At 61.1% G+C, this 21,987-nt stretch carries 18 protein-coding genes; 5 read left to right on the forward strand and 13 right to left on the reverse strand.

The genetic code is table 11. The annotated features are described in order from the left end of the window. Positions 1 to 108: 108 nt before the first annotated feature. Positions 109 to 1,791, forward strand: coding sequence for an AMP-binding protein (locus BW43_RS20330; protein WP_032885456.1), 1,683 nt, complete (start codon positions 109 to 111; stop codon positions 1,789 to 1,791). A 45-nt stretch (positions 1,792 to 1,836) separates the two neighbouring features. Here BW43_RS20330 and BW43_RS20325 read toward each other — a convergent pair whose 3' ends face one another. The 3 genes from BW43_RS20325 to BW43_RS20315 all read right to left on the reverse strand — a co-directional run bounded on the left by BW43_RS20325 (position 1,837) and on the right by BW43_RS20315 (position 6,762). Continuing rightward, on the reverse strand, positions 1,837 to 3,891 hold the full coding sequence (locus tag BW43_RS20325; RefSeq protein WP_032885458.1) for a TonB-dependent receptor: 2,055 nt from the start codon (positions 3,889 to 3,891) through the stop codon (positions 1,837 to 1,839). A gap of 232 nt (positions 3,892 to 4,123) precedes the next feature. Next, positions 4,124 to 5,398, reverse strand: coding sequence for a glucarate dehydratase family protein (locus BW43_RS20320; protein WP_032885459.1), 1,275 nt, complete (start codon positions 5,396 to 5,398; stop codon positions 4,124 to 4,126). Beyond that, positions 5,395 to 6,762, reverse strand: coding sequence for an MFS transporter (locus BW43_RS20315; protein ID WP_032885548.1), 1,368 nt, complete (start codon positions 6,760 to 6,762; stop codon positions 5,395 to 5,397). The genes BW43_RS20320 and BW43_RS20315 overlap by 4 nt, the downstream gene beginning before the upstream one ends. Before the next feature lie 106 nt (positions 6,763 to 6,868). Between BW43_RS20315 and BW43_RS20310 the strand changes: the two genes are divergently transcribed. From BW43_RS20310 to BW43_RS20295, 4 genes are all read left to right on the forward strand, one after another. Continuing rightward, entirely contained in the window at positions 6,869 to 7,768 is a 900-nt protein-coding gene (locus tag BW43_RS20310) for a LysR family transcriptional regulator (RefSeq protein WP_032885460.1), read from the forward strand. Positions 7,769 to 8,698: 930 nt separating this feature from the next. Then, positions 8,699 to 9,157 carry a (2Fe-2S)-binding protein gene (locus BW43_RS20305; RefSeq protein WP_032885461.1) on the forward strand — a complete coding sequence of 153 codons (459 nt, stop codon included), beginning with the start codon at positions 8,699 to 8,701 and terminating at the stop codon, positions 9,155 to 9,157. Beyond that, entirely contained in the window at positions 9,157 to 11,394 is a 2,238-nt protein-coding gene (locus BW43_RS20300) for a molybdopterin cofactor-binding domain-containing protein (RefSeq protein ID WP_032885463.1), read from the forward strand. The genes BW43_RS20305 and BW43_RS20300 overlap by 1 nt, the downstream gene beginning before the upstream one ends. A 16-nt stretch (positions 11,395 to 11,410) precedes the next feature. After that, positions 11,411 to 12,751 carry a cytochrome c gene (locus BW43_RS20295; RefSeq protein ID WP_032885464.1) on the forward strand — a complete coding sequence of 447 codons (1,341 nt, stop codon included), beginning with the start codon at positions 11,411 to 11,413 and terminating at the stop codon, positions 12,749 to 12,751. Between the two features lie 21 nt (positions 12,752 to 12,772). Here the strand turns inward: BW43_RS20295 and BW43_RS20290 are convergent, their stop codons facing one another. The 10 genes from BW43_RS20290 to kdgD form a co-directional block, all read right to left on the reverse strand. After that, positions 12,773 to 13,396 (reverse strand): hypothetical protein, encoded by a 624-nt coding sequence (locus tag BW43_RS20290; protein ID WP_032885465.1) that lies wholly within the window; start codon positions 13,394 to 13,396, stop codon positions 12,773 to 12,775. Further along, positions 13,396 to 14,094, reverse strand: coding sequence for a hypothetical protein (locus BW43_RS20285; RefSeq protein WP_032885466.1), 699 nt, complete (start codon positions 14,092 to 14,094; stop codon positions 13,396 to 13,398). The genes BW43_RS20290 and BW43_RS20285 overlap by 1 nt, the downstream gene beginning before the upstream one ends. 53 nt (positions 14,095 to 14,147) lie before the next feature. Then, entirely contained in the window at positions 14,148 to 14,909 is a 762-nt protein-coding gene (gene pstB / locus BW43_RS20280; RefSeq protein ID WP_050442813.1) for a phosphate ABC transporter ATP-binding protein PstB, read from the reverse strand. Positions 14,910 to 14,985: 76 nt separating this feature from the next. Continuing rightward, positions 14,986 to 15,897, reverse strand: a complete 912-nt coding sequence (gene pstA / locus BW43_RS20275; RefSeq protein WP_032885467.1) for a phosphate ABC transporter permease PstA — start codon at positions 15,895 to 15,897, stop codon at positions 14,986 to 14,988. Further along, positions 15,897 to 16,862, reverse strand: coding sequence for a phosphate ABC transporter permease subunit PstC (gene pstC / locus BW43_RS20270; RefSeq protein ID WP_032885468.1), 966 nt, complete (start codon positions 16,860 to 16,862; stop codon positions 15,897 to 15,899). The genes pstA and pstC overlap by 1 nt, the downstream gene beginning before the upstream one ends. 74 nt (positions 16,863 to 16,936) lie before the next feature. Further along, the gene (gene pstS, locus BW43_RS20265) at positions 16,937 to 17,965 is read right to left on the reverse strand and encodes a phosphate ABC transporter substrate-binding protein PstS (RefSeq protein WP_032885469.1); all 1,029 of its coding nucleotides are present in this window, start codon (positions 17,963 to 17,965) and stop codon (positions 16,937 to 16,939) included. 128 nt (positions 17,966 to 18,093) lie between these two features. Beyond that, positions 18,094 to 18,381, reverse strand: coding sequence for a hypothetical protein (locus BW43_RS29225; RefSeq protein ID WP_371260687.1), 288 nt, complete (start codon positions 18,379 to 18,381; stop codon positions 18,094 to 18,096). A 392-nt stretch (positions 18,382 to 18,773) separates the two neighbouring features. After that, on the reverse strand, positions 18,774 to 20,573 hold the full coding sequence (locus BW43_RS20260) for a glycosyl hydrolase family 28 protein (protein ID WP_032885470.1): 1,800 nt from the start codon (positions 20,571 to 20,573) through the stop codon (positions 18,774 to 18,776). A gap of 38 nt (positions 20,574 to 20,611) precedes the next feature. Then, positions 20,612 to 20,980: a 5-carboxymethyl-2-hydroxymuconate Delta-isomerase gene (locus tag BW43_RS20255; protein WP_032885471.1), complete on the reverse strand. Its 369-nt coding sequence runs from the start codon at positions 20,978 to 20,980 to the stop codon at positions 20,612 to 20,614. A 60-nt stretch (positions 20,981 to 21,040) separates the two neighbouring features. Then, positions 21,041 to 21,952 carry a 5-dehydro-4-deoxyglucarate dehydratase gene (kdgD, locus tag BW43_RS20250; RefSeq protein ID WP_032885472.1) on the reverse strand — a complete coding sequence of 304 codons (912 nt, stop codon included), beginning with the start codon at positions 21,950 to 21,952 and terminating at the stop codon, positions 21,041 to 21,043. Positions 21,953 to 21,987 lie beyond the last annotated feature (35 nt).

Below are 21,987 nucleotides of genomic sequence, written 5' to 3' on the forward strand. Positions count from 1 at the left end.
GTTCATCTCTGGATTTATGCGTGCCTATACTCGGTTCAGCCTCTCGGTTGAACCGTGGGTCACCGCAGCACAGAAATGTCCCTACAACAATAATCAAGGACACCGACCATGACGCATCCCTTCCTGGCCGCGCGGGATTTTCTGCTCGCCCATCGCACCGATTACGCCACCGCCGTTCGCGACTTCCGCTGGCCGCAGCTGGATGCGTTCAACTGGGCCTTGGACTACTTCGATGCCATGGCCGAGGGCAATGCGGCCAACGCGCTGTGGATCGTCGAAGAAGACGGCAGCGAGCAGCGCTACAGCTTCCAGCAACTGGCGACGCGCTCAAACCAGGTGGCCAACCATCTGCGTGCCCTCGGCGTGCGACGCGGCGACCGAGTGCTGTTGATGCTCGGCAACGACGTGGCGTTGTGGGACACCATGCTCGCCGCCTTCAAACTCGGCGCAGTGGTGATCCCGGCCACCGCCCTGCTCAACCCGGATGATCTGCGCGACCGTATCGAGCGTGGCCAGGTTCGCCATCTGGTTGTCGGCGAGGCGCATGTCGGCAAGTTCGACGGCCTGGGCGATGGCTGTAGCCGCATCTGCGTGGGAGCTGCGCCCAGCGGCTGGGTCGCGCACAACGCCGCATTTGAATACCCCGAGCAGTTCGAAGCCGAAGGCCGCACCCTGGCCACCGACCCCATGCTGCTGTACTTCACTTCCGGCACCACCTCCAAACCCAAGATGGTGCTGCACAGCCACCAAAGCTACCCGGTGGGCCACCTGTCGACGATGTACTGGATCGGCCTGCAACCCGGCGACCTGCACCTGAATATCTCGTCTCCAGGCTGGGCCAAGCACGCCTGGAGCTGCCTGTTCGCGCCGTGGAATGCCGGCGCGTGCATCTTCATCCATAACGTCGCGCGGTTCAGCGCGCCGGCCTTGCTGACAGCGCTGGAACAATACCGCGTGACCAGCCTGTGCGCCCCGCCGACCGTGTGGCGCATGCTGATCCAGGAAGACCTGGCCAGTCACAAGGCGCGCCTGAATCTGCGTGAATTGGTGGGTGCGGGCGAACCCCTGAACCCGGAAATTATCGAGCAAATCCAGCAGGCCTGGGGCTTGCCGCTGCGCGATGGTTTCGGCCAATCGGAGACCACCGCCCTGGTCGGCAACACCCCCGGCCAGGTGCTCAAGCCAGGGTCCATGGGCCGTCCACTGCCGGGCTATCGTGTCGTGCTGTTGGACGCCGACGGCCTACCGGGCAACGAAGGGGAAGTCGCGCTGCCGCTGGATGTACGCCCTCTCGGTTTAATGGTGTGCTACGAGGACAGCCCGGAAAAAACCGCCGAAGTGATGCGCGACGGTTACTACCGCACCGGCGATACCGCGCAGATCGACAGCGACGGCTACATCACCTTCGTCGGTCGCGCCGATGACGTGTTCAAGGCCTCCGACTACCGCATCAGCCCGTTCGAACTGGAAAGTGCGCTGATCGAACACCCGGCGGTGATGGAAGTGGCCGTAGTGCCCAGCCCAGACCCACTGCGCCTGGCGGTGCCCAAAGCCTTCCTGATCCTGGCCCACGACGCCCCCGGCAGCGCCGAGCTGGCACGCCACATCCTCGCCTTCGCCCGCGAACACCTCGCCCCGTACAAACGGGTGCGGCGCATCGAATTTGTCAGCGAACTGCCCAAAACCATTTCCGGCAAGATCCGGCGGGTAGAGCTGCGGCAGATGGAGGTGGTGCGTCGCCAAGGGGATGCGCGGGGTGAGCACGAGCATTTCGAGGAGGATTTTTCCTGAACGCAGAACCCGGCGCCGCAGCGCCGGGGCACGCAGGAATACAGCTTACAGGTCGTAACGCAGCGCCATGCCAAAGGTGCGCGGCGCGCCGGCGTCGATGATTTCGTCATCGCGGTTGTTGGTGACGTAGCGCTTGTCGAAGGCGTTTTTCACGAAGCCCGAGACAGCCACGTTCTTGGTGACTTTGAATTCGCTGCTGAAGTTGGCCAACACGTAGTTGTCGCTCCTGCGCTCGCCGTTGACCTTGCCCGCTGAATCGAACTCGTACGCCGAAGGCGCGCTGCTCTGGTACGTCACGTCGGTGTTGAAGGTCAGGCGCTCGTTGAAGCGATAGATGCCGCCCACTGAAGCCTTGTACTTGGGCGAGTAGTAGAACGCTTCGCCGCTGCGGTCCTGGCCGTTGCCGACGATGAAGTCCTTGTACTTGCCATCGGTGATCGCGCCACCAAGGGTCAGGGTCAGTTGCTCGCTCAGGTCTTTCTCGATGAACACTTCCAGGCCCTTGATATCGCTGCGACCGGCGTTGTACACGTTGATGACATTGCTGTTGGCTTGCCGCACGCTGACCTGCTGGTCTTTCCAGTCGGTGTAATACAAGTTGGCGCGTGCACGCAGGGTGTCTTCGAGAAATGAACCGCGGTACGACAGCTCATAGTTGGTGGTGTATTCCGGGTCATATGCCTCGTGACCGCTGCCGGAGCGCACGTTCACGCCACCGCCGCGATAACCTTTCTGCACCATGAAACCCAGGTACTGGCCGGTGGCGAGTTCGTAGTTGATGCCCAGTTTTGGCAGCACGGCCGCGAACGACTTTTTGACCTTCGCCGCGTCGGACAGGTCGTCCTGCTTGATGTCGGTGTCGTTGGTTTCGTGGTCGTAGCGCAGGCCGGTGACCAGAGTCCAGCGCGGTGCGAAGGTCCAGTCGACTTCACCAAACAGCGCCTTGTTTTCGATGACTGTGTCGCCTTTCACCGTGACCGCCAATACGTCATCGAACAGCAGTCGGTCGTGGAAATTGTTGGAGTTGTGGCCGTAATAGGCGCCGACGAAACTTTTCACCGTGTCCGAGCTGTAGTTGAGGCGCAGCTCCTGGCCGAACAGGTTGCCATCCTGCTTGCGTCGGATGACTTCATTGGCGTCGGCAGTCTGGTCGAAGTCCAGGCGGTTGGTGTAGTCGGACCGGGTGTTGGTGGTCAGGCTAGTCAGCGACCATTGGTCATCGAGGCGGTAGTCGACCTTGGCGCTGACGGTGTCCTGGTTGAGGTTGTCGAACGCTTGGGTATCGGAGGACACCTTGTAATAGCGCACCTTGTCCGGGGTGCGGATGACCGAGTTGTCACCCTGGCGGTGCTCGTTGTGGGCGTAGGTCAGCAAGACGTCGAGATCGTCGTTGGGCAGGATCAACAGCTTGCCGCGCGCGTTGCTCGTGCGGTGCGGGTTGGCATCCTTGCCGAGGGCGATGTTGTCGATGTAACCATCGCCATCTTGATAATCCAAGGCGATGCGACCTGCGATCTTGTCATCGACAATGCTGCCGCCACCGGCCACCGCTGCGCCTTTTTCTCCGTAGTTGCCCACGTTGGTTTGCGCCGAAAAAGTCGGTTGGAACGTCGGGTTGCGGGTCTGGATTACTACGGCGCCGGCCAGGGAGTTACGTCCCTGGGTGGTGGATTGCGGGCCGAGGAAGACTTCTACCTGTTCCACATCCCACAAGCCGGTAGGGCTCAGGGTCAGGGTGCGATTGGGTTGCACGGCACCATCGACATACACCGAAACGGCGCCATTGAGGGTCGCGGGGCCCTGGTCATCGAATCCGGACACCGGCACACCGCGAATGCCCCAGTTTTCGTTACCGGCCTGGCTGTACACACCCGGCGTGCGCGCGAACACATCGACCAGGCTGTGATCGGCCTTGTCCCGCAGTTGTTGTTCGGTCACGACCACAACACTGGATTGGGTCTGCTCAAGGGAGCGGTTGATTTTCTCGCCACTCACCGTAATCGGCGCGATTTCCATCGTGTTGGGTTCGGCAGCCCAAGCCCCTGAAGCCAGGCAAACCGACCCGACCGCCAACGCAATTGTGTTCTTTTTGAAATTCACGCCCAGCTCCCCTAGCACCCTTCGTTATTGTTTTTTGTGGCGGGCTGAAGGCAGCCAAACGCCAGCGGGGCTGAGTCTAAGGGATAAAAAAACCAAAGTGAATTTAATTGATAAGAAATCTCATTTGAGATAACTACGCATTCACGTATCAGCTTGAATACATAGCGCGGCACGGCGTCCCGCAAAAAAAAGGCCCGGTGGCGCACCACCGGGCAAAACGAAGCGACCAGCTTCAATAACGCGGTTTGACGGTTTTCCACTCCGGTTGATAGCGCTGCATCTGTTTCACGTCGTCGCGCTGGCGGATGCCACAGGTAAGGTATTGATCATGCAGCTTGCCCAATTGGTCATGGTCCAGCTCCAGGCCCAGCCCCGGTGCGCGGGTGATTTTTACGCAGCCGTCGACAATCGGCAGCTTGCCGCCCTTGATCACCTCCTCATCCGGCTCTTGCCACGGGTAATGGGTGTCGCAGGCGTAGTCGAGGTTGGGCACCGACGCGGCCACGTGGGCCATGGCCATCAGGCTGATGCCCAAGTGCGAATTGGAGTGCATCGACACGCCCAGGCCGAAGGTCTGGCACATCTTCGCCAGCGCCTGGGTGTCGCGCAGGCCGCCCCAGTAATGGTGGTCGGCAAGTATGATCTGCACACTGTTAAGCGCCACGCTGCGGCGAAACTCGTCAAAGTCGGTGACCACCATATTGGTCGCCAGGGGCAAGCCGGTGCGTTTGTGCAGCTCGGCCATGCCGTCCAGGCCGGGGGTCGGGTCTTCGTAATATTGCAGGTCATCGCCGAGCAACTCGGCCATGCGGATCGAGGTTTCCAGGGACCAGTTGCCGTTCGGGTCAATGCGCAGCGGCACGCCGGGGAAGGCCCTTTTCAGGGCCTTGATGCATGACACCTCGTGCTCGGGTTGCAGCGCACCGGCCTTGAGCTTGATGCTTTTGAAGCCGTAGGTGTCGATCATGCGCCGGGCCTGGGCGACGATCTGTTCCTCGTTCAGCGCTTCGCCCCAGCTGTCGGGTTTATACGGCGAATCAATGTGCTTGGCGTATTTGAAAAACAGGTACGCGCTGAACGGGATCTGGTCACGGATCGCGCCGCCGAGCAGGTCCACCAATGGCACGTTCAGTGAGTGCGCCTGCAAATCAAGAAACGCCACTTCGAATGCCGAATAGGCATTGCTCACCGCCTTGCTGGCGTGGGAGCCCGGTGCCAGTTCGGCGCCGGCCAGGCTCGCCGGTTTATGGGCGGCGACGGTGGCCTGCACGATGGCGCGCAATTGGTTGAGGTTGAAGGGGTCGAGCCCGATCAACTGTGACTGTACCTGCTGCTGGATCGCCAACGCCGGGGCATCGCCGTAGCTCTCGCCCAGGCCGATGTAGCCGGTGTCGCTCTCGATCTCGATGATCGAGCGCAGCGCGAAGGGTTCGTGAATACCACTGGCGTTGAGTAATGGCGGGTCACGGAAGGCAATCGGGGTGACGGTAACGCGGACAATTTTCAAGAGGCAGCTCCCTGTGGACCGGAACGCAAGGCGTGAGGATGAGTGGACGATTTGGACGCAGGCGGCACAGTGCCCCGAGGCGCGGTGCGGGCAAAAAACACCACCACCGCCGCCACCAGCGAGGTGGCCGCCAAGCCATACAGGCCGCCCTCGATGGAGCCGGTGGTCTGCTCCAGCAAGCCGAAAGTGGTGGGCGCAACAAAGCCGCCCAGGTTGCCGACCGAATTGATCAAGGCGATCACCGCCGCGGCGATGCGCGCATCCAGGTAACCCTGGGGAATCGGCCAGAACAACGCCGAGGCGGCCTTGAAGCCGATCGCGGCAAAACAGATGGCGACAAAGGCAAACACCGGCCCGCCGGTGGTGGACATGAACATGCCGAATGCGGCGATCACCAGCATCAGTGACACCCACGCCTGTTGGTGCTTCCACTTGCTGGCCAACGACGCAAAACCGTACATCGCGACGATGGAAATCAACCAGGGAATGGAGTTGAACAGACCAACCTGGAAGTCTCCCAGGTTGCCCATTTTCTTGATCATGCTCGGCAGCCAGAACGTGGCGCCGTAGATGGTCAGGGCGATGGAGAAGTAGATGAAACAGAACAGTGCGATCTGTTTGTCGGCAAGCAATTTGAACATCGACGGCCGCACGCTCTGGCTCGCCTCACGGGCTTGCTGCTCCAGCGCACTGGCAGCGGCCAACGCGTGTTTTTCGTCGTCGCTGAGCCACTTGGCCTGATGGGGATGGGACTGCAACCAGAACCACACGAACCCGCAGAGCACGATGGAGGCAAAGCCTTCGATCAGGAACATCCACTGCCAACCATGCAGGCTCAGGCCGCTGACGTTGAGCAGTGCCCCCGACACCGGCCCGGAGATGACCGAGGCGATCGCCGAGCCACTGAGGAAAATCGCCATCGCCTTGCCACGCTCGGCGGCCGGCAGCCATTGAGTGAAGTAGTAGATGATCCCCGGGAAAAACCCGGCTTCGGCGGCGCCGAGGATAAAGCGCAGGATGTAGAAACTGGTTTCGCCCTGAACAAAGGCCATGGCCATCGCCGCCGCGCCCCAGGTGAACATGATGCGCGTCAACCAGGCCCGCGCGCCGTAGCGCTGCAAGAGCAGGTTGGACGGCACCTCGAAGATCGCGTAACCGATGAAAAACAACCCGGCGCCCAAACCATAGGCCGCCGCACCAATGCCCAGGTCGGTCTCCATATGGCTGCGCACAAAGCCGATATTGACCCGGTCGATGTAATTGACGATGAACATCACCACGAACAGCGGCAGTACATGACGCTTGACCTTGGCGGCCGCGCGGGCAAGCACGGTCGGGTCTGGCGGATTCTGGAGGGTTTCCACGGGCAACTCCCATTCATTGTTTTTTTAGGGGCAGAACAATAATGGACGCCGTGAATTGTTCCCGTCTAATCTAACTTGGCATCCGATTGATACCGGGATTAGATCAATGTTCGAGCTGACGCAACTGCGCTGCTTCACCACCGTAGCCACTGAGCTGAATTTCCGCCGCGCTGCGGAACGGCTGAACATGACCCAGCCGCCGCTGAGCCGGCAGATCCAATTGCTCGAACACCACTTGGGCGTAGAGCTGTTTACCCGCACCACTCGCAGCGTCGCGCTCACCGCTGCTGGCCGCGCGTTTTTCATCGAAGCCCAGAACCTGCTGGAGCTTGCCCAGCAAGCGGCCGTGACCGCGCGACGGTTTGCAGAAGGCGATATCGGCACGGTCAATATCAGCTTCGTCGGCAGCGCGGTGTATGAGTTTCTGCCCAAGGTGATCGCCGAGGCGCGTCTCAAGCAGCCTCACGTCAAGATCGACCTGGCCGAGATGAACACCTACCAACAATACGAAGCCCTGCGCGCCCGACGCATCGACCTGGGCATCGTCCGCGCGCCCCTGCTGGAACCGGGCTACGCCACCGAATGCCTGGTGCGCGAGCCCTTCGTGCTGGCGGTGCCGAGCAGCCATCGCCTGGCCAACGCCGAGACGGTCAGCGTGCACGACCTCGACGCCCAACCCTTCCTCATGTACGCCCACGCCGCCTACCCGCCCTTCAACGAACTGCTCACCGGCCTGCTGCGCTCGGCCCGCGTCGCGCCAGATTATGTGCAGTGGCTCGGCTCGTCCCTGACCATCCTCGCGCTGGTCAACGCCGGCATGGGCCTGGCCCTGGTACCTCGTTGCGCCAGCAGCGTAGTGTTCAAGAACGTGGTGTTCCGCGACATCGACCTGGGCGAAGGCGCGCAGAGCGAATTGCACCTGATCTGGCGTGAAAACAACGACAACCCGGCGTTTGCCATGTTGCTGGAAGGGATTCGCAATGCGGTGCGTGAGGGGTGGGCCTGAATAGCGATAGATATGGGGTGCTCTTGCTGTTGGGGTGAGCGGTTTTTTTGTGGTGAGTGGATGTTATGGGGTGAATGGATTTGTTGTGGTGAACGGATGTCCCGTGGTTGGTGGATTGTTGTGGTGAACGGATGTCCTGTGGTGAGTGGATTTGTTGTGGTGAACGGATGTCCTGTGGTGAGCGGGCTTGCCCCGCGCTGGGCTGCGAAGCGGCCCCATCAAGAACACCGCATTTCTTCCGGTAAATCTCAGCGGCAGTTTTGGGGCTGCTCCGCAGCCCAGCGCGGGGCAAGCCCGCTCACCACAAAAAAGACCGTGCACCACAGAAACCCTAACGACCATAAAAAGACCGTGCACCACAGAAAACCTGATCATCACAGAGGTCCTGCCAACCACGGTAAATATGGGTTGTTATAGCGGGTGAACAGGCTGTCCATGGTGAGTGGATTTGTTGTGGTGAACGAGTGTCCTGTGGTGAGCGGGCTTGCCCCGCGCTGGGCTGCGAAGCGGCCCCATCAAGAACACCGCATTTCTTCCGATAAATCTCGGTGGCAGTTTTGGGGCTGCTCCGCAGCCCAGCGCGGGGCAAGCCCGCTCACCACAAAAAGACCGCGCACCACAGAAAACCTCACAACCACAAAAAGACCGCGCACCACAGAAACCCTAACGACCACAAAAAGACTGTGCATCACAGAAACCTGTTCATGACAGAAAGCCTGATCACCACGCAAAGGCCAGACTCCACCACCGGGCTTCACCGCTGTCAGTCACCCAATCCTGTTGAATCCTTGCCTGATCCTCTGAATATGGCGGCCAGCAGATAGATACCCCTTGCGCGGTGGTCTAGAGTTCGACGATGGGCGACTTCTCGTCGCACCACTCCTATAAGAAATCAGCACCACCAACCGATGATCAGCAGGTGAGCCAGCCATGGAATTACGTATCAACCAAAAGGCCTATCAGGTCGAGGCCGAAGCCGACACGCCATTGCTGTGGGTAATCCGCGACAATCTGGGCATGACCGGTACCAAATACGGCTGCGGCCTGGCCCAATGCGGCGCCTGCTCGGTGCTGGTGGACGGCAATGTAGTGCGTTCGTGCGTCACCCCGGTAGCCGGGGTCGTTGGCCGCGAGATCACCACCATCGAAGCCATCGAAGCCGATGACGTGGGCAAACGTGTCGTGAGTGCCTGGGTCGAGCACCAGGTAGCGCAGTGCGGTTACTGCCAGTCCGGACAAGTGATGGCAGCCACCGCGCTGCTCAAGCACACCCCCGCTCCCACCAAAGAGCAGATCGACGCAGCGATGGTCAACCTGTGCCGCTGCGGTACCTACAACGCCATCCATACCGCCATGTACGACCTGGCCGCCGGGAAGGAGACTGCCTGATGAATATGCCAGGACTCATCCCCGGCCTCTCCCTGGACGAGCCGGTCAACCTGTCCCGCCGACGCTTCCTGGCCAGTACGGCCGTGGGGGCGCTGGTCATCGGTTTCGGCCTGCCGCTCGGCTCGGGCCGGGTGCAGGCTGCCACCGGCGCGACGACAGAACGTGGCACCCAAGTGCCGGCCTTTCTGGAGATTCGCCCGGACGGCACTGTTCGCCTGCTCAGCCCCTTTATGGAAGGCGGTCAGGGCACCCACACCGCCATGGCGCAGATTGTCGGCGAAGAACTCGACGCCGACCCGGCCACGTTCATCGTTGAAGCTGCGCCGCCCGGTGAGGCTTATGTGGTGATGGACAACGGTATGCGCATCACCGGCGGCAGCATGTCGGTGCGCATGAGCTATCCGACCATGCGTCGCCTGGGCGCCCTCGCCCGCGCCATGCTGCTGCAGGCCGGCGCCGAGCAGCTCGGTGTGCCAGTGGCCCAATTGACCACTCAACCCGGCCGCGTGGTTCACGCTGCGTCCGGTCGTTCCCTGGGCTATGGCGAGTTGGCCAGCCGCGCCCTGGACATGCCGGTGCCTGATGCCGCGAGCATTACCCTGCGCGACCCGAGTCAATTCCGCTGGATCGGTAAACCGGTCAAGCGTGTGGACGCCTACGACAAATCCACTGGCAAGGCGCTGTACAGCATCGACCTGAAAGTCGACGACATGCTCCACGCCGCCGTGCAACATGCGCCGCGCCTGGGCATGACCGTGGGCAGCCTGCGTAACCAGGCGCAGGTCGAAGCCATGCCAGGCGTGCACTCGGTGCATCAACTGCCTGGCGCAGTGGCGGTCGTCGCCGAACGCTGGTGGCATGCCAAGCGCGCGGTTGAAGCCATCCAGGTCGACTGGTTGGAAGCGGCCGCTGACGCCAAAGTCCGTGCGATGCCCGCCGACTTTTCCAGCGATGGCTTCCGCGATTTCCTCGCCACCCAGCAAGGCCCGGCCCGTGACGATGAAAACGAAGGCGATGTGGCCGGCGCACTGAAAAACGCCAAGACCCAGATCGAGGCCACCTACCACAACCAGTACGTCAATCACGCCCAGTTGGAGCCGCCTTCAGCCCTGGCGCGTTTCAACCCCGACGGTTCCCTGGACATCTGGCTGCCCAACCAGGCGCCGGACATGTTCCGCGCTGACATCGCCAAGCGCACCGGCCTGGCGCCTGAACAAATCAATCTGCACTCACCGCTACTGGGCGGTTTTTTTGGCCGGCATTTCCTCTATGACTCGGCCAGCCCTTACCCGCAGGCCATTGCGCTGGCCAAGGCGGTGGGCCGTCCGGTCAAGCTGATCTGGAGCCGTGAAGAAGAGTTCCTGCGCGATGTACTGCGCCCGGTTGCGGTGGTCAAGTTCCGCGCCGCGCTGGATGCCGACGGCCTGCCCGTTGCCATCGAAGCCGTCAGTGCCACCGAAGGCCCCAGCGAAGCCATCGCCGGCAAACAGGGCGAAAAACTCGACCCCACGGCCCTCGAAGGCCTGACCGGCAAGAGCTACGCCATCCCCAACAAACGCATCGCGCAGATCTATGTCAAAGGCCCGGCCATGCTCGGCTACTGGCGGTCGGTGGGTAACTCGCTCAATGACTTCTTCTACGAAGCGTTCCTCGATGAACTGGCCGACCAAGGCAAACGCGACCCGTATGAGTTGCGCCTGCATTTGCTGCGGGACAACCCTCGGTTGACGACTTTACTCAAAGCGGTGGCCGAGTTGTCCGGCGGCTGGAAGCGTGGCCCTTACACCGCCGAAGACGGCACGCGACGAGCGCGTGGCGTGGCCATGGCCTCGCCGTTTGGTTCTCACGCAGCGGTGATCGCCGAGGTGTCGATTGAACACGGCCAGGTCAAGGTGCACCACATCTGGGAAGCCATCGACCCTGGCAGCATCGTCAACCCGGCGATTGTCGAAGCACAGGTCAACGGCGCGGTAGCCCTGGGCTTATCGCAGACTTTGCTGGAGGAAGCGGTGTACGTGGACGGCAAGCCACGGGCGCGCAATTACGACCTTTACCCGATCCTGCCGCCGTCACGCATGGCGCAGGTGCACGTAAAGATCATCGAGAGTGGTGAAAAGATGGGCGGCATCGGTGAGCCTCCGCTCCCCGCTGTGGCGCCGGCCGTGGTCAACGCGGTGGCGCAATTGACCGGCCAGCGTGTTCGCAGCCTGCCATTAAGCCGACACACCTTCAGCTAACCGAGCGAGACCGCCCATGAACAACCGTCGATTCGCAAGAACCGTAGGCTGGCTCGCGCTGCCCTGCGTCATCGCCGCCGGCCTGATGGCCTGGTATGTCACCCGCCAACCGGCCACACCGTTTGAACCGGCACAGGCCGCCAGTTTCGACCCGGCCCTGGTCAGTCGCGGCGAGTACGTCGCCCGCCTCAGCGACTGCGTGGCCTGCCACAGCCTGCCCGACAAGGCACCGTTCGCCGGTGGCCTGGAAATGGCCACGCCGCTGGGTGCAATTCACGCCACCAACATCACCCCGGACCGTACCCACGGGATCGGCACTTACAGCCTCGCCGACTTCGACCGAGCGGTACGCCACGGTGTGGCACCGGGCGGCCGACGGTTGTACCCGGCCATGCCCTACCCGTCGTATGCCAAGCTCAGCGACGACGATATACAGGCGATGTACGCGTTTTTCATGAAAGGCGTGCAACCGGCCAACCAGCCGAATATCCCCAGCGATATTCCCTGGCCGCTGAATATGCGCTGGCCCATCGCACTGTGGAACGGCCTGTTCGCACCCACGGCCACCTACGCCGCCAACCCCAACCAGGACGCGCTGTGGAATCGCGGCGCCTACATCGTCCAAGGGCCTGGCCACTGCGGCAGTTGTCACACGCCGCGCGGTCTGGCCTTCAACGAAAAAGCCCTGGATGACTCCGGCAAGCCGTTCCTCGCCGGCGCCCTGCTCGATGGCTGGTACGCACCCAGCTTGCGCCAGGACCCCAACAGCGGCTTGGGCCGCTGGAGCGAGCCTGAGATCGTGCAGTTCCTCAAGACCGGCCGCAACCAGCACGCGGTGGTCTACGGCTCGATGACCGAAGCGTTCAACAACTCCACCCAGTTCATGGCCGACGACGACCTGGCGGCCATCGCCCGCTACCTCAAGTCGCTGCCCGGCGACCCGCAGCGCGACGGCACGCCCTGGCAGTACGTGACCGCCGACGCGCGCCCGGACGCACCCGGCGCCCACACCTACGCAACCCGCTGCGCCTCGTGCCACGGCGCTGATGGCAAAGGCCAGCCCGAGTGGATGCCGCCCCTGGCCGGCGCCACCTCGGCGCTGGTCAAGGAGACGGCGTCAGCGATCAACATCACCCTCAATGGCGCACAACGCGTGGTCGCCGCTGGCGTGCCGGATGCGTATCGCATGCCGGCGTTTCGTGAACAGTTGTCTGATCAGGAAATCGCCGACGTGCTGACGTATGTGCGCGGTACTTGGGGTAATCAGGGTGGCGCGGTGGACGCCAAGGCGGTGGGTAAACTGCGTGGGCATACGGACCCTGCGAGCAGCAGTCCGATTATTTTCCATATGCGTTGAGGCGGGCCAACCCTCGGATTTTCAGAGCGCCTCAGGCAGAAAAAACCTGCGCGCGCTCTGTGTTGTTGGTGCGTGCCTGAGGGGTTGCTGACGGGCAAGCTGCGCCTGAACCTGCGCGACGGCCTCCAACACCCGCTGCGCCCAGTGCTCGTCCTGAGGGTCCACCACCACCACGCGAAAACCGTGGTCATGGCCTTCACTGCGCACACCTTCGGAGTCATCCACATGCAGGTCGATGTCGAAGGCCGGTGGGAATTTCGATGGTGAATTCGACAGCCCGTGCGCCGTCAGTGCCTGGTTATGCAGCACGCTGTTGACCACGCCGTCGACGCGGATGCCGTACAGCATCAGCCACCGTCGGATATAGGACGGCGTGCGACCGGACGAGGTATAGACCCAGATGCTGCAGCCCTGGCGGCGTAGTTCGCGGGTCAGGGAGCGCGTGCCGATTCGCAGCGGTTCACCCAGCCAACGGTGCACGCAGGCCGGCAGCCGGCTCGGCTCGACGTCGCAGTGGTGGAGCTGGCAGGCCAGGGTGTCGTCTATGTCGAACGAAATGCGGATGCGCGGGCGCTTAAGCAGTTGCATCGGGAGAAGGCGCTGGAGGGCCTGCCCTGCCCTGGCGAACAGGAGAGAACCGCTCATCAATGGCCCCCTTGATAGACGGGCACGGGCTGGTCCTTAAGAAAAAACTTCATTGGATCCGGTGCCTGTTCTTCGAGGAAGGCTGCGTATTTTTTCTTGATCTTGGGCAATTCGTACAACGCCTTGACGCCATGTTTGGCTGAGTTACGGATGACTGATGAGGGGTTGAAGTAGCCTTCGGCGTTCTCCAGCGACAGCACGAACGGCGGCAACCCTGCACGCATCAGCAAATAGCTGACAATCAGCGAACCGCTGCGGTTGTTGCCTTCGATGAACAACTGCGGCTTGCTGAGGATGCGTACGTACACCCCGGCCGCACGCTTCCAGACCGATTCACTGCGGTACGCGCAGTACCAGTTGTACAAGTCCTTGATGCCGCCCTCGACGTTGTTGAAGAAGTGTTCTTCGGTCGCCGCCAGGTGCTGGGCGTATTCCAGTCGGCGAGTCGGGTCGCTGCCACAGAGTACGGTGGCGTTGATCTCCAGCATCAGGTTCAGTTGCTGAAGGTCAAACAGGTCGACGCCCCGCGCCACGTAGTCGTCAATCAGCGCATAGCCTTCAAGCACGTTATGCAGCACTTCGTCAGTCAACGGATCGCGCGGCTCGGTAAAGTCCCGACTGAGCTCGGCAAAGCGCTGCTGTACCTCACGCAGTGCACGTTCAATCGCGGGCAAATCAAGGCGTCGTGTTGCTGGCATTGGCATTCCTATAAACAGGTGAAAATGCGCGAGCGTCCGAGCTCGCGCAGGGTTCAGCTGAACTTACCGGTGATGTAGTCACCGGTCATTTGCTCGCGCGGGTTCTGGAAAATCTGCTCCGTAGGGCCCATCTCAACCAGATAGCCGGTACGCGTGCCTTGGGAAATATCCACCGAGAAAAACGCCGTGGTGTCAGCCACACGAATGGCTTGCTGCATGTTGTGGGTCACCAGGGCAATGGTGTAGTCCTTCTTCAGCTCAACCATCAACTCCTCGACACGGCGCGTAGCAATCGGGTCGAGTGCCGAGCAGGGCTCATCGAGCAACAGCACTTCTGGCTCGGTGGCGATGGCACGGGCGATACACAGGCGTTGCTGCTGACCACCGGACAGCGACAGGCCGCTGACCTTGAGTTTGTCCTTGACCTCATCCCACAACGCCGCACCTTGCAGGGCGTGTTTGACGCGGTCACCCAGGTCGCCTTTGTAGCGGTTCAGGCGCAGGCCGAAAGCGACGTTGTCGAAGATGCTCATCGAGAACGGGTTCGGCTGCTGGAACACCATGCCGATATAGCGGCGCACGACCACTGGATCCACGCCCTTGCCGTAGACGTCCTGCCCGAGGAAGTGCACGTGGCCCTCAAAGCGGAAACCTTTGACCAGGTCGTTCATGCGGTTGAGGCTACGCAACACGGTACTTTTGCCGCAGCCGGAAGGACCGATGAAGCCAGTGATCTTGTTCTTTTCGATCGGCACATGGCTGTCACGTACGGCCAGGAAGTTGCCGTAGAAGATCTTATCCAGCTTGCAGTCCATGACCACAGGCGCCTGGGTGACAAACGGAGCGGCTATTTGCGCAGTTGAGACGTTCAAGATTCAGATGCTCCCGTTTTCAATACTTTGGCTTGCCGAAAATACGGCTCACGATATTCACGACCAGCACGATCATTACCAGTACCAGCGACGCCGCCCAGGCGAGTTCAAGCTGGTTGTCGAAGGGCATGCCGGAGAAGTTGTAAATCAGCACGGCCAGCGAGGCTGTCGGGTTCATCACCGCCAGGCTGCCGTCGTGGTAAATCCAGTAGTTGCTGAACAGTGCGGTAAACAACAGCGGCGCGGTTTCGCCTGCGGCGCGAGCCACGGCAAGCATCACGCCGGTGAGGATTGCCGGCAGGCCGGTGGGCAAGACGATTTTCCAAATCACCTGGGAGCGGGTGCAGCCCATGCCGTAGGCGGCGTCCTTCATGATCTTGGGCACCATGCGCATCGATTCTTCAGCGGTCAGGACCACGATCGGCAGCATCAGTACCGCCAGTGCCACACCACCGGCCGGAGCCGAGTAGGTGCCGGTGGTCATGACCACCAGGGCGTAGGCGAATACACCGGCCAGGATGGAAGGCAGGCCGGTGAGCATCTTCGCGGCAAAACGCGCGGCGTTCGCCAGCTTGCTGTCTGGGCCCAGTTCGGCGAGGAAGATCGCCGCCATGATGCCGACCGGCACGGCGATGGCAGCGGCGATGCCGACCATCACGAAGGTACCGGCCATCGCGTTGCCGAAACCACCGCCGGTCTCGAAACCAGTCGGCGGCAGCTCAGTGAACACTTCAAGGCTCAGGCGCGCGCCGCCGCGCATGATCAGCATGTACAGCACGGAAATCAGCGGCACGCTGGCCAGTAGCGCGCCGGTCCAGACCAGGGTGGTCAATACCAGGCTGCGCAGGGCGCGGCCTTCAAACCGGCGCTGCAGGCTGGGCATTGCACCGGCGGGGGACGTCAGGTCGGTTGCAGCAGTGAGATCAGTCATCACTTATTACCCCGTTGGGCGTACATCATGATCATGGAGCCGAAGATATTGACGATCAGCGTGATCAACATCAGCACCAGTGCGGCGTACATCAGCACCTCGATCTCGTTCGGCCCGGCTTCCGGGAAGTTCAGCGCCAGCAAGGCCGCCAGGGTATTGGCCGGTGCGAACAGCGACAGAGAGATGTTGTTGGCATTGCCCACCAGCATGGCCAGGGCCATGGTTTCACCGAGTGCGCGGCCCAGGCCCAGCACCAGGGAACCGAAGATGCCGGTAGCGGCGGACGGCACCATCACCTTGAGAATCGCTTCCCAGTGAGTGGTGCCCATACCGTAGGCCGCTTGCTTGGTTTTCATCGGCACGGCGGTGAGGGCGTCCTGGGACACGGCAGCGATGGTCGGCAGAATCATGATCGCCAACACCAGCGCGGCCGGGAGCAGCCCCGGACCGCTCAAGGAGGTGCCGAAAAAAGGGATCCAGCCGAGTTCGGTGTTCAACCAAGCGGTCAAAGGCCGGATCGCCGGAATCACCACGTAAATGCCCCACAGGCCATAAACGACGCTGGGAATGGCCGCGAGCAGTTCGACGATGGTGCGAAACACCGCCGCCAGCTTCGCCGGCAAAAAATCTTGGGTAAGGAAAATCGCCATGCTGACGCCGAAAACACCTGCGATCAGTAACGCGATGAAGGCACTGTAAAGCGTGCCCCAGATGGCCGGCAGAATGCCGTACTTGCCTTGGTTAACGTCCCAGACGCTTCCGAAAATCACGTCAAAACCGTGCTTTTCCATGCCTGGAAGGGCCTTGCGCCCGACTTCAAACACCAGGGCAAACACCAACGCCAGCACCAGAACCACACCTATCCGCGCAAGCGCACGGAAGGTGCGATCAACCAGGAAGTCCTTCGTAGAAGGTGGCTGGCAGGCAGAGTCCGGGTTACCCGGTACGACAAAAGGTGTGTTCATTGGCTAATTCCGGAACAGGGGGGTAACTCTCCCGGCAAGGCTGACAGCACCCGCCGAGAGAGGCCTCACGGGCGTTACTGGATGTTGGCGGATGCTTTGCGAACCTGATCGACTACCGATGGCGGCAGTGGGATATAGCCCATCGAGTCAGCGATTTTCTGGCCTTCGGTCAGGCTGTATTCGACCATTTCACGCATAGCCTTGGCCTTGGCCGGGTTGCCGTTGTCTTTGCGGAAGATCATCCAGGTGTAGGAGGTGATCGGGTAGGACTTGGCACCGTCCGGGTCCGGCAGCCAGGCCACCAGGCTTTCCGGCATCTTCACCGCAGCCAGTGCTTCGGCACCGCTTTCGGCGTTAGGAACCACGTACTTGCCGGCCTTGTTTTGCAGCTGGGCAAAGTCAACCTTGGCCAATTTGGCGAAGCCGTATTCGATGTAGCCAATCGCGCCTGGGGTCTGGCGTACGGTGGCGGTCACGCCATCGTTCTTCGGCGATTTGATGAATTTGTCGCTGGAAGGCCAGTTGACGGTGTTGCCTTCACCCAAGTCCTTCTGGAACTGTGGGTTGATGGCCGCCAAGTGCTTGGTGAAGACGGCAGTGGTACCGCTGGAGTCTGCACGCACGACCACGGTGATCGGCATATCCGGCAGTTTCAAGCCAGGGTTGGCAGCGACGATCTGCGGATCGTTCCACTTGGTGATCTTGCCCAGGAAGATGTTGGAGTACACATCGCGTGGCAACTTCAGCTCTTTAGGATTTCCTGGCAGGTTGAACGCCAGCACGATTTCGCCCGCGGTCATCGGCAGCAACTGCACGCCTTCGGCGACCTTGGCAATGTCTTCATCTTTCATGGCCGAGTCACTGGCGGCGAAGTCCACAGTTTTGTTCAGGAAGTCCTGAACACCCGCCCCGCTCCCCTTGGATTGGTAGTCAACCGTGACGCCATCGGTCTTCTTGCTGAAATCCTTGAACCAGGTGAGATAGATCGGCGCTGGGAAACTGGCGCCAGAACCTGTCAGACGGACGTTTTCGGCGGCAAATACCGAGGTGGCACTTAGAGAAACCGCAACGGCGAGTGCAGCAGACTTCATCAGACGTTTCATTCAGGGAAATCCTTGTGATTACGGGCTCCCGGAACTCTGCATCAGCATTGTTACGCTTTTATGAAAATTGAATGGCAAACCGCTATTTTGTCCCCCTTTTGCGCCACAGCTACGCATTTCGCTGTTGTTTAGTGGCGCCGGTAACTTTTCTGCCCGGAAGGCGTAAGGCAAAACACCCCGCCCCGTGGCCCGGTACAGTACGCACCGCTACCGCAGCTGCAACTCTGCGAGCGACCTTGCAGCGGCTGCACGGCGGGGCGTGCCAGGCGGTTGCCCGTATAGGCGGTGCAACTTTTTTTAGAAGCGCTTATGGAGCCGTCGTTGCACAGGAATACGTCCCCATCACAACCGGCGATACCTCCTTTACGACCTGAACACGGGGTATTGGCCGCCAGGGCGGACAGGCTCGACAGCATCAAAATAAAGCCCAGGACAAGTACGCGGATAAGGCCAGGAGACATTAGGAATACTCGAAATAAGTGGCCCAATGCTATCAATCTTTGAGCACAGCCGCTGGCGATTAACGCAGCTTTCTCATGCATGCAGCCGAGCTTCGTTCTTCGTCTCCCGCGCGCCAAAGCCTGAGCAAAGCGAGGTCTATCTGATCTACGGAAATCAAAATGTGGGAGGGGGCTTGCCCCCGATGAGTGAGTGTCAGCTAATCATCGGTGACTGACACACTGCCATCGGGGGCAAGCCCCCTCCCACATTTGGACGGAGTTCAGTTTAAGAACCCGGTCGGCGCCAAGGCCGCCGAGCTCTTGCTTTTGATCTGGAGTCGCCCCGTTAACCACGTTGCTACGTACGCTTAGGGCGTCGGCTCCACGTCCTTGAACACCAGTCCCTGGCTACCACTCACCTGCCACGGATTGCCACCACCGGTCTGACTGAACACCACACGCTCGAAGCGTGAATCTTTCAGCCCATCAATACGCGCCTTGGCCGCGCCGCTGAAGCGCACACGCTCGAACACCAACCCCTGATGATAGGCATTGTGCGCGGCATCGCCCTTGACCTCGATCGCCGCGCCCTGGGCATTTTCCACGCTGACGTCACTCACACGGATGTCCCTGAACTGCCCGGCAATCGTGGAGCGCTGATAATCGAGTTTGGCGTTCGGGTCGTTGTAGTCGAGGGTGAAGATGAACGCCTGCTTGACCGTGTTGCGAATCGCCGAATCCCGGAAGATAACGTTGCGCGCGCCGCCGCCCATGAAGTTGGTGCTCTTCATACGCAACCCGGCATCAGTGCCGTCGGAGACGTTGTCTTCAGCCAGGATGTTCTGGATCCACGCACCGATATGACTGCCGGCCACCACCATGCCGTGGCCCTTGCGGAAGTAGTTGTTGAAAATCCACGCGTCTTCCTGGGGCGGCTGGTGCACGGCATTCGCACCGGTGCCGGCGGCGAAGTTGACGCAGTCGTCGCCGGTGTCGAAGAAGTTGTTGAAGACCATCGCGCCCTTGCTGTTGGCAAACTCGATGCCGTCGCCGTTGTTGGCGTCGTAGGTCTTGTGGGTGGTGTTGGCCAGCACCACGTTTTCGGTCTCTAGGTTCATGATGCCGTGGAACGCCGGGTTCACCACGGTGAAGCCGCCGTAGAACACGTTCTTGACGTTACGCAGGGTGATCAGCGAGGAGCGCATTTGCCCATACGCGTCCTTCACATTCATGCCGCGAGCGACGGCTTGCTCCACCTGGGCCTTGGCAAGCAGGCCGTCCTGGGCATAGCGGGTGTTGTCGCTGGGCAGGTAAAACGGCAGTGCCTGGCCACGCTCATCGACGACATCGGCGTTGCGCTTCCAGCCATTGCCGTCGAGGGTGCCCTTGCCGACGATGCGGATGTTTTCAAATGACTGATGCTGGCGCGGATCGCGGGGCAACGCGTTGATCAGCGAGGCCGGGCGTACGGTGGTGGAATACGGGTATTGGATGTAACCAGCCAACGGGTAATCTTCGGCGCGCTCTGAGCCGAGCAGGGTCGCCCCTTCGGCGATCTCCAGGGTCATGTTGCTCTTGAGGTAGAGCGCACCGCTTTTGTAGGTGCCTTTGGGCAGCAGGACTTTGCAGCCCGGGGTGCAGGCATCAATGGCGCTCTGGATTGCCAGGGTATCGAGTTGATTGCCATCGCCCTTGGCGCCGTACTTTTTCACGTCAAACAGGGCCGCGACCTTGGTGGTGCGTTGCTGCACGGAGGCACTGTCTGCCGACTCCTTGCCGTTGCCATCCACCGAACGCACGGTGAAACGGTAGGCCGTGTCGGGCTTCAGGCCTTGGGCGGTGTAGCTGTGAATGCCGATGCGATGGTGGAAATTGGCCGTGTCCTGGCGGTAGAACTGGTCGATGTAGGGCTTGGCCGGCGACACCTGATCGTTGTTGGCGTTGGCACTGCCCAGCAAGGTGCCGTTGGCGTACACCCGGTAATCCTTGATGCCGGCATGATCAGCGGGTTTTTCCCAGACCAGAATGATGTGCTGGTCGTCATAGGCCAGGGTCGGTACTTGCACTTTCGACGGTGCCTGCAGCGCCCAGGACAGCGGGCTGCAACCCAGGGCGATGAAGGCCAGTGCGCAACGCGCTGAGGATGTTTGCGAGGGTTGATACGGCATGTTGTTCTCCTTGTTTTTGCCGGTATTAACGTTGAGGGCTACATCGGTCGCCCGGACTCTTCGAGGTATTGGCTGCGGTTGATGAAGGTTTCGCGGGGCATTTCGCGCACGTCCATGGACAGTGCTTCGACCTGTGGCAGCAATTCAATCAGGGCGGCGAGTGTCGCCGAGGCGAGGCTGCGTTGTTGTTCGGCCGTGCGCCCGGCGAACAGATACAGGGCCACGTGCACGAAGTCGTCTTGAGTGGTGCCGCAGCGATAATGGGTGAAGCCGTTGAGGCGCACTTTAATGTCGCCGGGTTTGAACACGCCGAACCCGTCGAGGGCGTCATGCACGGTGGCGAGCAGACGTTGTTCGCCGACGCGCTGGGCCAGGGTCGCGGGGCAGTCGATGATGCAATGGGGCATGGTGGACTCCTTGCAGGCAGACCGGACAGCGGCGCCATCAGGGCGCCGCCGACCAACGTTTTATTGAGCGCCGAGGGACTTGATCAGCACCGCCAGTTGCTCCACTTCATCGGGCAGCAGATCGGTCAGTGGCGCGCGTACCGGGCCGGCGTCGTGGCCAACCAGGCGAGCACCGGCCTTGACGATGCTCACGCCATAGCCTTCACAGCGGTTACGAATCGCCAGGTACGGCAGGAAGAAATCATCGATCAAACGGCCTACGGTGGCGTGGTCGTCGGCGGCCACGGCGCGGTAGAAGTCCATCGCGGTTTTCGGGATGAAGTTGAACACCGCCGAGGAGTACACCGGCACGCCGAGGGCTTTGTAGGCGGCGGCATAGACTTCGGCAGTCGGCAGACCACCGAGGTAGGTCAGGCGGTCGCCCAGGCGACGGCGGATGCTGACCATGGATTCGACTTCACCAATGCCGTCCTTGAAACCAATCAGGTTCGGGCAGCGCTCGGCCAATTGTTCCAGGCTGTCGGCGTTGAGGCGGCACAGGTTGCGGTTGTACACCACCACACCGAAATCCACCGAGTTGCACACCTGCTCAACATGGGCCACCAACCCTTTCTGGCTGGCTTCGGTGAGGTAATGAGGCATCAGCAAGATGCCGGCAGCGCCCAGGCGCTCAGCTTCTTGGGCGTAGGCAATCGCTTGGCGCGTAGGGCCACCGGCACCGGCGAGGATCGGTACCTGGCCTTTGCAGGTGTCCACGGCGGTCTTGATGATCTGCGTGTATTCCTTGGGCTCCAGAGAGAAGAACTCCCCGGTACCCCCTGCCGCGAACAGCGCACTGGCGCCGTAAGGTGCCAGCCATTCCAGGCGGCGTGCGTAGGTGTCGGCGCGGAAGTCGCCAGCGGCATCAAAGTCGGTAACCGGGAAGGAGAGCAAGCCGGAAGACAGGACTGTTTTTAGTTCTTGTGGCGTCATGTTCACAAACCTTTGTTCGAAATTTGGATGGAATA

The sequence above is a fragment of the Pseudomonas sp. RIT357 genome, from assembly GCF_000632245.1.
Classification (GTDB): domain Bacteria; phylum Pseudomonadota; class Gammaproteobacteria; order Pseudomonadales; family Pseudomonadaceae; genus Aquipseudomonas; species Aquipseudomonas sivasensis.

Coding starts and splice junctions, on each gene's coding strand:
- kdgD (WP_032885472.1), bottom strand. CDS start 21,952: ATGACGCCACAAGAACTAAAAACAGTCCTGTCTTCCGGCTTGCTCTCC.
- BW43_RS20290 (WP_032885465.1), bottom strand. CDS start 13,396: ATGAGCGGTTCTCTCCTGTTCGCCAGGGCAGGGCAGGCCCTCCAGCGC.
- BW43_RS20255 (WP_032885471.1), bottom strand. CDS start 20,980: ATGCCCCATTGCATCATCGACTGCCCCGCGACCCTGGCCCAGCGCGTC.
- BW43_RS20300 (WP_032885463.1), top strand. CDS start 9,157: ATGAATATGCCAGGACTCATCCCCGGCCTCTCCCTGGACGAGCCGGTC.
- pstS (WP_032885469.1), bottom strand. CDS start 17,965: ATGAAACGTCTGATGAAGTCTGCTGCACTCGCCGTTGCGGTTTCTCTA.
- BW43_RS20305 (WP_032885461.1), top strand. CDS start 8,699: ATGGAATTACGTATCAACCAAAAGGCCTATCAGGTCGAGGCCGAAGCC.
- BW43_RS29225 (WP_371260687.1), bottom strand. CDS start 18,381: ATGCTGTCGAGCCTGTCCGCCCTGGCGGCCAATACCCCGTGTTCAGGT.
- BW43_RS20285 (WP_032885466.1), bottom strand. CDS start 14,094: ATGCCAGCAACACGACGCCTTGATTTGCCCGCGATTGAACGTGCACTG.
- pstB (WP_050442813.1), bottom strand. CDS start 14,909: ATGGACTGCAAGCTGGATAAGATCTTCTACGGCAACTTCCTGGCCGTA.
- pstA (WP_032885467.1), bottom strand. CDS start 15,897: ATGACTGATCTCACTGCTGCAACCGACCTGACGTCCCCCGCCGGTGCA.
- pstC (WP_032885468.1), bottom strand. CDS start 16,862: ATGAACACACCTTTTGTCGTACCGGGTAACCCGGACTCTGCCTGCCAG.
- BW43_RS20310 (WP_032885460.1), top strand. CDS start 6,869: ATGTTCGAGCTGACGCAACTGCGCTGCTTCACCACCGTAGCCACTGAG.
- BW43_RS20260 (WP_032885470.1), bottom strand. CDS start 20,573: ATGCCGTATCAACCCTCGCAAACATCCTCAGCGCGTTGCGCACTGGCC.
- BW43_RS20330 (WP_032885456.1), top strand. CDS start 109: ATGACGCATCCCTTCCTGGCCGCGCGGGATTTTCTGCTCGCCCATCGC.
- BW43_RS20295 (WP_032885464.1), top strand. CDS start 11,411: ATGAACAACCGTCGATTCGCAAGAACCGTAGGCTGGCTCGCGCTGCCC.